Consider the following 8,907-nt stretch of genomic DNA (forward strand, 5'->3'; position numbering starts at 1 on the left):
CAATTCTCGGTTACGTGAGGTACACCCGTAGGGGCACGGCACTGCCGTGCCCCTACACGCGACGATATAATGTTGTACCGCATCTGAATGGGAACTGCTATATTACCAGTGGCAGCATAGATAAACTAGAAAAATACAAACGCTTTCAAATCACCGAAGTTCGGTTTTGGGAAAATAATCAGTTATCTTTATATCGACTCCGCGATGATAATTATGAACAGATTTACCGTAGTGAATTGCTACCAGAATTAAATCTAAATTTATTCGCCACTTGTGTTTTAATGCCCTCAATACTTGAAGCAAGAACTGAGTTTATTAAAGGAATTCGTCAGTAGTACTAACTCAGCTTCTCTATCAACCCAGACGTGTAAATTAAATATCTAACAGCGTAGCTCTTGCTTCATAAGTCTGGCTACAATAGTAACGAGTTAATCTGGAGGACTTGTCTAGTCATGCTTCTAAGCTGAGAAAATGGGCAATAAAGTAAGTCTATTTAACTAAATCTCATATTTTTGTCTATTTTTTCACGGCGCAGTCTTTAAAGCTATATAACATCACACGAATTACGTATACTTTTTACCATTATCTCTTCAATCAGATAAGCTGTTTGTCCAAACAAGAATATTTCATGTTTCATTTTATTACAAAATGAATGTATACTAATTGACATAAAATAAATTTTATTGATAAAGCTTGACAAAATGCAAAATTAGCGGATTTTACATAATGATGATTGTTATATAATACTAAACAACTCTTTTCGCAAGGATGGGAAAGCTGTGAGGGATGATTTAGAGGGCTTGGAGATTAGCCAAAAGCAACTACAAAAATTAACAAATCTACCTGTGAAAGACGAACTAAGGATAATTGTTAACCCTATCAAAAGATTGGGACAGATATTTATAGAAAGAATTAAAGGTTCTGAAGGTGCTACTGTAGTATTTATTGGATTTTCTATATTTGTTTTTAGCTATCTGATATTGGATGTAATACTTAAGGTGTTTGCAACATGGGTAACAATTCCTTCTTGGATATTGTTAATAATATTAACTTTGATTGGAGGTGGGATAACGCAAACTATATTATACTTGTGGTGGAAAAAAAGAATTAAATTTTTGAGAAAGAACATTACACCATCTTTGGAAATTCTTTTAAATGATGTTGATAGATATAATTCTGTAATTAAAGCAATAGATATCAACGACCAAATAGAAGAAGCTGGCAATCCTGGAGTAACTTTAAAAGAAAGAGAAAAAGTACTTGACGCACTTAAGCTAACCAGAAATGATTTGATTCGCGCTTTGAAAACAGAAAGAGTTTTGAGAGAAAATAAAAATTTTATTATCAAAAATACAGATTTGTTTGCTAACAATTTACCGACTTTATCGGCAATGCAAGTTAGCGAACAAGCTACTGAACATGGAAGGTTACTAAATGAAGCATTGCAGATTGCGTTAGACGTGCAACTTGAAATGAGAAGGTTGCAGAGTCAAGGGTAAGATTAGGGGACAAGGGGACAAGGAGACAAGGAGACAAGGAGACAAGGAGGACAAGGGGGCACTTTGCAGGGGGCAGGGGGAGTTTGTCTCCCCATCTCCCCATCTCCCCATCCCCCCCTCTCCCCATCTCCCCATCTCCCCCACTCCAGCCGTGCAGAGTCTAATATAAAGAAACATTAAATTAGAGCGATCGCTCATCGGTATGGACTGGAAAGAAATTCAAGGCAATTGGGTGTTAATTCCCCGAAATCCCATCGGTATCATCCATTTCCTGGGTGGTGCATTCGTCGCTACAGCACCTCACCTGACTTACCGTTGGTTACTAGAACAGCTGGCGGAAAAAGGCTATGTTATCATTGCTACGCCATTTGTCAACACATTAGATCATATAGCGATCGCTAAATCTGTACAGCTAAACTTCGATCGCGTTATCGAACGTTTACACGATTCCTCAGCATTACGCAAGCGCTACCTCCCCATCTACGGATTGGGACACAGCATGGGTTGTAAACTCCACTTACTCATCGGCAGTATCTTGAGTGTAGAACGCGCAGGTAATATTCTCATATCCTTTAACAACTACGCTGCACGGGATGCTATCCCCTTAGTGGAACAATTTAATAATACTTTTGCGATCGAGTTTACTCCTTCACCGTTGGAAACTAACAAACTTGTGCAAGAACGCTATAACGTCCGTCGCAACTTGTTAATAAAATTTAGTAACGACACCCTTGACCAATCAGCAGCTTTAAAGGAAATATTACAACAACGCTTTCCCGATATGGTGACAGCACAAACCCTGCCTGGAAGTCATGTTACACCCTTAGGTCAAGATGTTAAATGGCAACCTGGAGCATCATTCACTCCCATTGATGCTTTGGGACAGTGGTTTAAACAAGAAGTGTACCGCGACTTAAATCAACTAAAACGCGCTATGCTCTTGTGGCTGAATCCCCTTTCACCGCCATAATGTTTTATAACTGTAAAAAATTGGGCATGGGGCATTGGGCATGGGGGAGGCAGTGCGTTGGATCGCCGCTTTCGGCTGGGCGGGCAATGCCCGACTTGAGGCGTAGCCGCGTCCGGGTCTCCCGGCAGACGCGAAGAAAGCCGTCATGGGGCATGATCCAAGTGGGCAAGTGAAATACGTCTAGCTTCTTTTTATTCCCATTAAACAATTGCCCATTTCCCAATGCCCAATTCCCAATTTTATTTTTATTTTACAAAAATTATTATTTATTCTTACCCGTCATTTCCCATGTTTCAAATCGTAGTAATTGATGATGACCGTTCAGTGCAAATCCTGCTGAAAAGGATGTTGGAAAAACAGGGTTATGAGGTAATCGCTGCCAGCAATGGTTCTGAAGGAATCGCAAAAGTACTTGCTTGCCAGCCGGCATTAATTATTTGTGATTGGATTATGCCAGGATTAAATGGGCTGGAAGTCTGCCATTATATCAAGACAGATCCGAATTTATCGACAACATTCTTTATTTTATTAACATCTTTAGATTCCGTAGCCGATCGCGTCAAGGGGTTAGATGCAGGTGCTGATGATTTTATCACCAAACCCATCGAGCATAATGAATTGCAAGCGCGAGTAAGAGCAGGATTGCGTCTGCATCAATTAAGTCGAGATTTGCAATCTCAAAAGCTACTTTTAGAAGCGGAAATGGCAGAAGCTGCCGAATATGTGCGTTCTCTTTTGCCTCAGCCGATGTCAGAACTCCTCACCATCAATTCTCGCTTTATTCCCTCACGACAACTCGGCGGCGATTGTTTCGATTACTACTGGCTCGATCCTGATTATATGGCAATTTATCTACTAGATACCGCCGGACACGGACTCAAAGCCACTCTTCCCTCTATTTCTGTGCTGAATTTACTTCGTTCCCGCGCTCTCAAAAGTCTTAATTACTATCAACCTAGTGAGGTACTCAGAGCGTTAAACGACACTTTCCAGATGAATTATCAAAATGACAAATATTTCACAATCTGGTATGGAGTTTACAACCGCATCAAGCGTCAATTAATTTACTCTAGTGCTGGTCATCCTCCAGCAATATTAATATCGAGCAAATCTCTTAACGTTACCGAAGTCAAACAATTAAGAACCCCCGGAATGCCAGTTGGAATGTTTCCGGAAGCAAAATACGTTGATGGATTTTGCAATATTGAAGAGTGCAGCACTCTTTATATCTTTAGTGATGGCGTTTACGAAATCACGAAATCAGATGGAACACTTTGGAGTTTAGACGCTTTCATTCAGATGCTGATCGAGTTACAACATAGGAGTGAAAGGCAACTCGACGAGGTACTAAATTACCTAACCGATTTAAACTCCAAAGAGGCTTTTGATGATGATTTATCTATCCTCCAGATAAAATTTGACTAATTAAATTATCGAGAGTACATTCTGATTAAATTCTTCTTGGCTGGGAAATATTTCAAATACCTTATCCATACCAGTCAGTTCAAATAATATCCTGACTTGTTCATTAATCGAGCAGATAACAAGTTTAATGTCCGCAGCTCGTAAAGCTTTGAAGGCTAACACTAAAGCCCCCAGTCCGGAACTATCCATAAAAGTCACATTTTGAAAATCAACTAAGACAATTTTCGCCCCGCTGTCTGCGATTTCAGTAATTTCTTGGCGAAACTCTTGGGATTCACTGGCATCTAAAATTCCACTGGGTTGAAAAACTTTGATTAAAGGACTCATAATATCTCAAGCAGTTGTTGGTATAAATGATACAGCTTTTGGATCGGCATGTATGTACCAATCATAATTCATTTGAAGAAATGTTGCCAAATAAAAATAATTAATGATTAATTAACGGAAAGGAATTTGAGATAATAAATAATCAAGTTGCCTTCGTGAAGTCAGTTTTCTCAGCACGCATGAAAATCTCATTTTTCCGAGCTGTTCTTTTGAAGTCAGGTTGGATGACTTAATAATAGGCAATAGAAAACTTATTTTGTACAGACGTGGGAGTGTGGAACGTCTCTACAACTCAACTCTCAGCAGTGATATTTCATTAGATTCATATAATTAAAAATGATAAAATATTAACTGAGAACTAATACCTCCTAGGTATGATATTTTTAATTTAAAGTTATGTCACAGTTAAGAAACTTCATAGAAAAGCTTGATGTTATTAGCGCAATGTTATCTTCAGATTAAGTAATTTGGCAAGATAATAGTAATAATTTATCGTTGGCATAAAGGAATTGCGATCGCGAATTCAGCGCCGGTTCCTGGCTGGGAAATACATTCCAAAGAGCCGCCGTGCCGATCGCTGATAATCTGATAACTAATCGAAAGTCCCATACCAGTGCCTTTACCAATCGCTTTGGTGGTAAAGAAAGGGTCAAATAATCGCGCTTTTATGGCGGATGGTATACCCAATCCATTATCGGCAATGCTAATTTTGACGCGATCGCCCGAAATAAGTTCCGTACAAATACGAATCTGCGGAGTTGTCAATTTTTCCGACTCATTTACTAATGACTCTTCCAAAGCATCGATCGCATTCGCCAAAATATTCATAAATACTTGGTTGAGTTGTCCGGCATAACATTCCACCAAAGGCAAGTTACCATATTCTTTGATCACTTCAATAGCTTTACGGTCAGGTTTAGCTTTGATGCGATGTTCTAAAATCATCAGCGTGCTATCAAGACCTTCATGGATATCTACTTCTTTCATCTGGGCTTCATCCATGCGGGAAAAGGTGCGTAGAGATAACACAATTTCCCGAATGCGCTCTGCACCAACTTTCATTGATTTAAGAAGTTTGTGTAAATCCTCTATTAAGAAATTTAAGTCTATATCTTCAGCTAATTCTTGAATTTGCCAAACCGGATCGGGATAATGTTGCTCATATAAGTGTAGTAATTTTAATAAATCTTCAATGTAGTCGTTAGCATAAGTAAGATTGCCGTAAATAAAATTGACAGGGTTGTTGATTTCGTGAGCAACACCTGCTACAAGTTGACCTAAACCAGACATTTTCTCGCTTTGAATAAGTTGCATTTGTGTGCGTTGGAGTTCTTGGAGAGTTTTTTCTAGGTCTTCTGCTTGTTGCTTTAACTGAGTTTCTGCGCGTTTGCGCTCAGTGAGATTAAATACTATTCCTACTAACCGATAAATTCTACCTTCACTGTCTTTCAAGGGATTGATAGTCGTCAGCCAGCAAATTTCTTCACCCTGAAGATTTAAGCATTCTTCGTAGCTAATTAACGTACCTGCTTTTAAGCAGTTTGTATATCGCTGACGCACTTGTGCACCTTCAACTGCACCATATACACACTCCGGTGTTTTACCAATTACTTCAGCACTACTTAGACCAGTGGCGCGTTCAGTAGCTGGGTTCCAACCTGCAATGCGGAAGTCACCGTCTTTGAGAACATCCACCACAAATTTGGGATTTTGCGATCCATCGAAGACGCTGCGAAGGAATTGCTCTTGTTTTAATAAGGTTGCTTCGGCTCGTTTGCGATCGCTAATATTTAATGTTGTCCCCACCAATCGGTAAATTCTCCCTTCGCTGTCTTGAAGGGGATTAATCGTAGTCAACCACCAAGTTTCTTCACCCTGAAGATTTAAGCATTCTTCATAGCTAATTGATGTACCTGCTTTTAAGCAGTTTGTGTATCGCTGACGCACTTGTGCACCTTCAATTGCACCATGTACATACTCCGGTGTTTTACCAATTACTTCGGCATTACTTAGACCAGTGGCGCGTTCTGTAGCTGCGTTCCATCCCGCATGGCGGAAGTCACCGTCTTTAAGAACATCTATGACAAATATGGGATTTTCCGAACCCTGGAAGACTGTACGAAGAAATTGTTCTTGTTCTAATAGAGTTGCTTCAGTTCGTTTGCGATCGCTTATATTAAATGTTGTTCCTACCAATCGGTAAATTCTACCTTCGCTGTCTTGAAGGGGATTAATCGTAGTCAACCACCAAGTTTCTTTACCGTGGAAAGTGAAGCATTCTTCGTAAGTAATGGACTTACCTGCTTTTAGGCAGCTTGCGAACTTCCGACGCACTGCTGCACCTGTAACTGCACCATGCAATTGTTCTGGAGTTTTACCGATTACTTCTGCACTGCTCATACCCGTGGCACGCTCTGCGGCGCTATTATAAGCTACATGGCAAAATTCACCGTCTTCTTGAACATCCACTACAAATATAGGATTTTCCGAGCCATCAAAGACTGTGCGAAGGAATTCTTCTTGCTGTTGCAGTTGAGTTTCTGCTCTTTTGCGATCGCTTATATTAAATGTTGTTCCTACTAATCGGTAAATTCTCCCTTCACTGTCTTGAAGGGGATTAATCGTAGTCAACCACCAAAATTCTTCACCTTCAAAAGTTAGGCATTCTTCATAGCTAATTGGTGCCTTGATTTCCAGACATTTAGTCAAGTTCTGACGCACTTTTGCACCTTCAACTGCACCATGTACATACTCTAGTGTTCTACCGGCTATTTCTGCACTGCTCATACCCGTGACATTTTCTGCGGCAATGTTCCAACCTGCATAGCAGAAGTCATTATTTTCCAGAACGTCAACTAAAAAAATTACATGTTCAACGCCATCATACATACTACGCAAAAACTGTTCTTGCTCTCGTAGGGCTGATAAAGCTTGCTTTCGTTCGGTAATGTCGGTAATAGCGCCAACGAAACCGATATTTTTGCCTGTAAAATCTTTAATCGGATATGACTTTAACAAAGTCTGCATCATCCGACCACTAAGAGATTTTTGCTGAACCTCACCAATCCAAGATTCACCAGAAATGATGGTTTGCTGTATCTCTTGAGCAATTTTTGGCTCAGTAATTACACTCTTGATGCCACCAAATTCTATGAATGCTTGCGGTGTTTCGCATTCGTAAAGTTTGCAAAATGCCGGATTCTGGTAAATATGATTGCCTGCTGCATCTGCTATGCCAATCGCATCACTTGAGCTTTCTACTGCTTGCTTGTAAAGCATTAAGGCAGCTTCTACAAGTTTGCGATCGGCAATTTCAGCTTGTAGCGCTTGGTTGCTTTGTACTAATTCTTGAGTTCGCTCTTCTACACGTCTTTCCAGTTCTGTATAAGCTTGGTGAAGTGCCTCTTCTGTCTGTTTAATATGGGTAACATCCATCACCAAGCCATCCCAGATAATCGATCGATCCGCTTGCAATTCCGGACGGGATGCAGCTTGTAGCCATTTTACTTGTCCGGAGGGCATGACAATTTGTCCTTCCCAGTGCCAAGGTTGCAATGTCTGAGCAGAAACGGTGACAGATTGCTCATACTTCTCACGTTGAATTGGATCGAGCAGAGACAATATTCTGTTGGGATCTGCTTGAATTTCTTCTGGTGTCAACCCGTACACTTGATAACAACCAGAACTAATAAAGGGACAGGAAAAAGAGCCATCAGGATGTAGCATAAACTGGTACAACATTCCTGGAACATTTGCTGATAGTTTTTGCAATTTAGCTTCACTTTGCCGTAAAGCTGACTCAGTTTGTTTGCGATCGCTGATGTCTTCGGCTGTACCAAGGATACCTACCACATTACCCTGAGCATCCCGCAGAGGAATTTTATTAGTATCTACCCAAGTCTGCTTGCCATCAGCCGTCTTTTGTGGCTCAATGATATGTAATTCTGGGGTGTCAGATTCCATAACACGCCGATCGCACTCTCGAAACCACGAGGTTTCTTCTTTTTTCCAAGGCAAATCATAGTCAGTCTTGCCAATAATATTTTCTGGCAAACCTACACCCGCAACATGGGCAAATTTCTGGTTGCAGCCAAGATATACAGAATTTTTATCTTTCCAAAAAATTAACTGTGGGATGCTATCGATGACCAACTGCAAAAACTGTTCTGACGATCGCAGTTTATTTTCTATCTCGATGCGTTTCTTAACTTCTTCCTGCAACTGAACAACCACGCGATTGAGTTCGGCAGTGCGTTCTTCTACTCTGGCTTCTAATTCCTCATTTAATTGCTGTCTCGGTGGACAATTATTGCTGAGTACCTGTAGTTGAGACACAGACTCATTTCTGTTGTTGTCCTTTTGCATACCCGAAGTCCTTTATGTTAGCGTTTCATCCACCGATAGAAGAAAATTAAACAAACCACCGTTGTAACGATGACAAGGCGATCGCCTCTACATTTTTTAGTATTCCCAATGTTTTCGATTTATCAACATTGTGGGAGCGTTGTTAGTTGATGGTTGTTAGTTGATGGTTGTTAGTTGATGGTTGTTAGTTGATGGTTGTTAGTTGATGGTTGTTAGTTGATGGTTGTTATTTGATTGTTGTTATTTGATGGTTGTGAGGATAATCCCCCTTGTCTCCCTGCTCCCCCTTGTCCCCCCTCCCCCCCTGCCCCCCCCGCTCCC

The 8,907-nt window shown here is 40.5% G+C and carries 6 protein-coding genes and 1 pseudogene; 4 read left to right on the forward strand and 3 right to left on the reverse strand.

The genetic code is table 11. From position 1 onward, the window contains the following. From AABK37_RS38205 to AABK37_RS38215, 3 genes and pseudogenes are all read left to right on the forward strand, one after another. Nucleotides 1-335: pseudogene (locus tag AABK37_RS38205) on the forward strand (hypothetical protein); the annotation flags it as partial. A gap of 444 nt (nt 336-779) precedes the next feature. Then, nucleotides 780-1,499: a hypothetical protein gene (locus tag AABK37_RS38210; protein WP_432556630.1), complete on the forward strand. Its 720-nt coding sequence runs from the start codon at nt 780-782 to the stop codon at nt 1,497-1,499. 202 nt (nt 1,500-1,701) lie between these two features. Next, a complete protein-coding gene (locus tag AABK37_RS38215; protein WP_432556631.1) occupies nt 1,702-2,469 on the forward strand; it encodes a DUF1350 family protein in 768 nt (255 codons plus the stop codon). A gap of 4 nt (nt 2,470-2,473) precedes the next feature. On the opposite strand, the gene AABK37_RS38220 is transcribed toward AABK37_RS38215, so the two are convergent. After that, nucleotides 2,474-2,692, reverse strand: a complete 219-nt coding sequence (locus tag AABK37_RS38220) for a hypothetical protein (protein WP_432556632.1) — start codon at nt 2,690-2,692, stop codon at nt 2,474-2,476. A gap of 65 nt (nt 2,693-2,757) precedes the next feature. On the opposite strand from AABK37_RS38220, the gene AABK37_RS38225 reads away from it, so the two are divergent. Then, nucleotides 2,758-3,894, forward strand: a complete 1,137-nt coding sequence (locus tag AABK37_RS38225) for a PP2C family protein-serine/threonine phosphatase (RefSeq protein WP_432556633.1) — start codon at nt 2,758-2,760, stop codon at nt 3,892-3,894. Here AABK37_RS38225 and AABK37_RS38230 read toward each other — a convergent pair whose 3' ends face one another. Both AABK37_RS38230 and AABK37_RS38235 read right to left on the reverse strand, forming a co-directional pair. Then, on the reverse strand, nt 3,895-4,221 hold the full coding sequence (locus AABK37_RS38230) for an STAS domain-containing protein (protein ID WP_039742943.1): 327 nt from the start codon (nt 4,219-4,221) through the stop codon (nt 3,895-3,897). A 489-nt stretch (nt 4,222-4,710) separates the two neighbouring features. After that, nucleotides 4,711-8,556, reverse strand: a complete 3,846-nt coding sequence (locus AABK37_RS38235) for a PAS domain S-box protein (protein ID WP_432556634.1) — start codon at nt 8,554-8,556, stop codon at nt 4,711-4,713. Nucleotides 8,557-8,907 lie beyond the last annotated feature (351 nt).

Source organism: Tolypothrix sp. VBCCA 56010, assembly GCF_050875635.1.
Taxonomy (GTDB): Bacteria; Cyanobacteriota; Cyanobacteriia; order Cyanobacteriales; family Nostocaceae; genus Hassallia.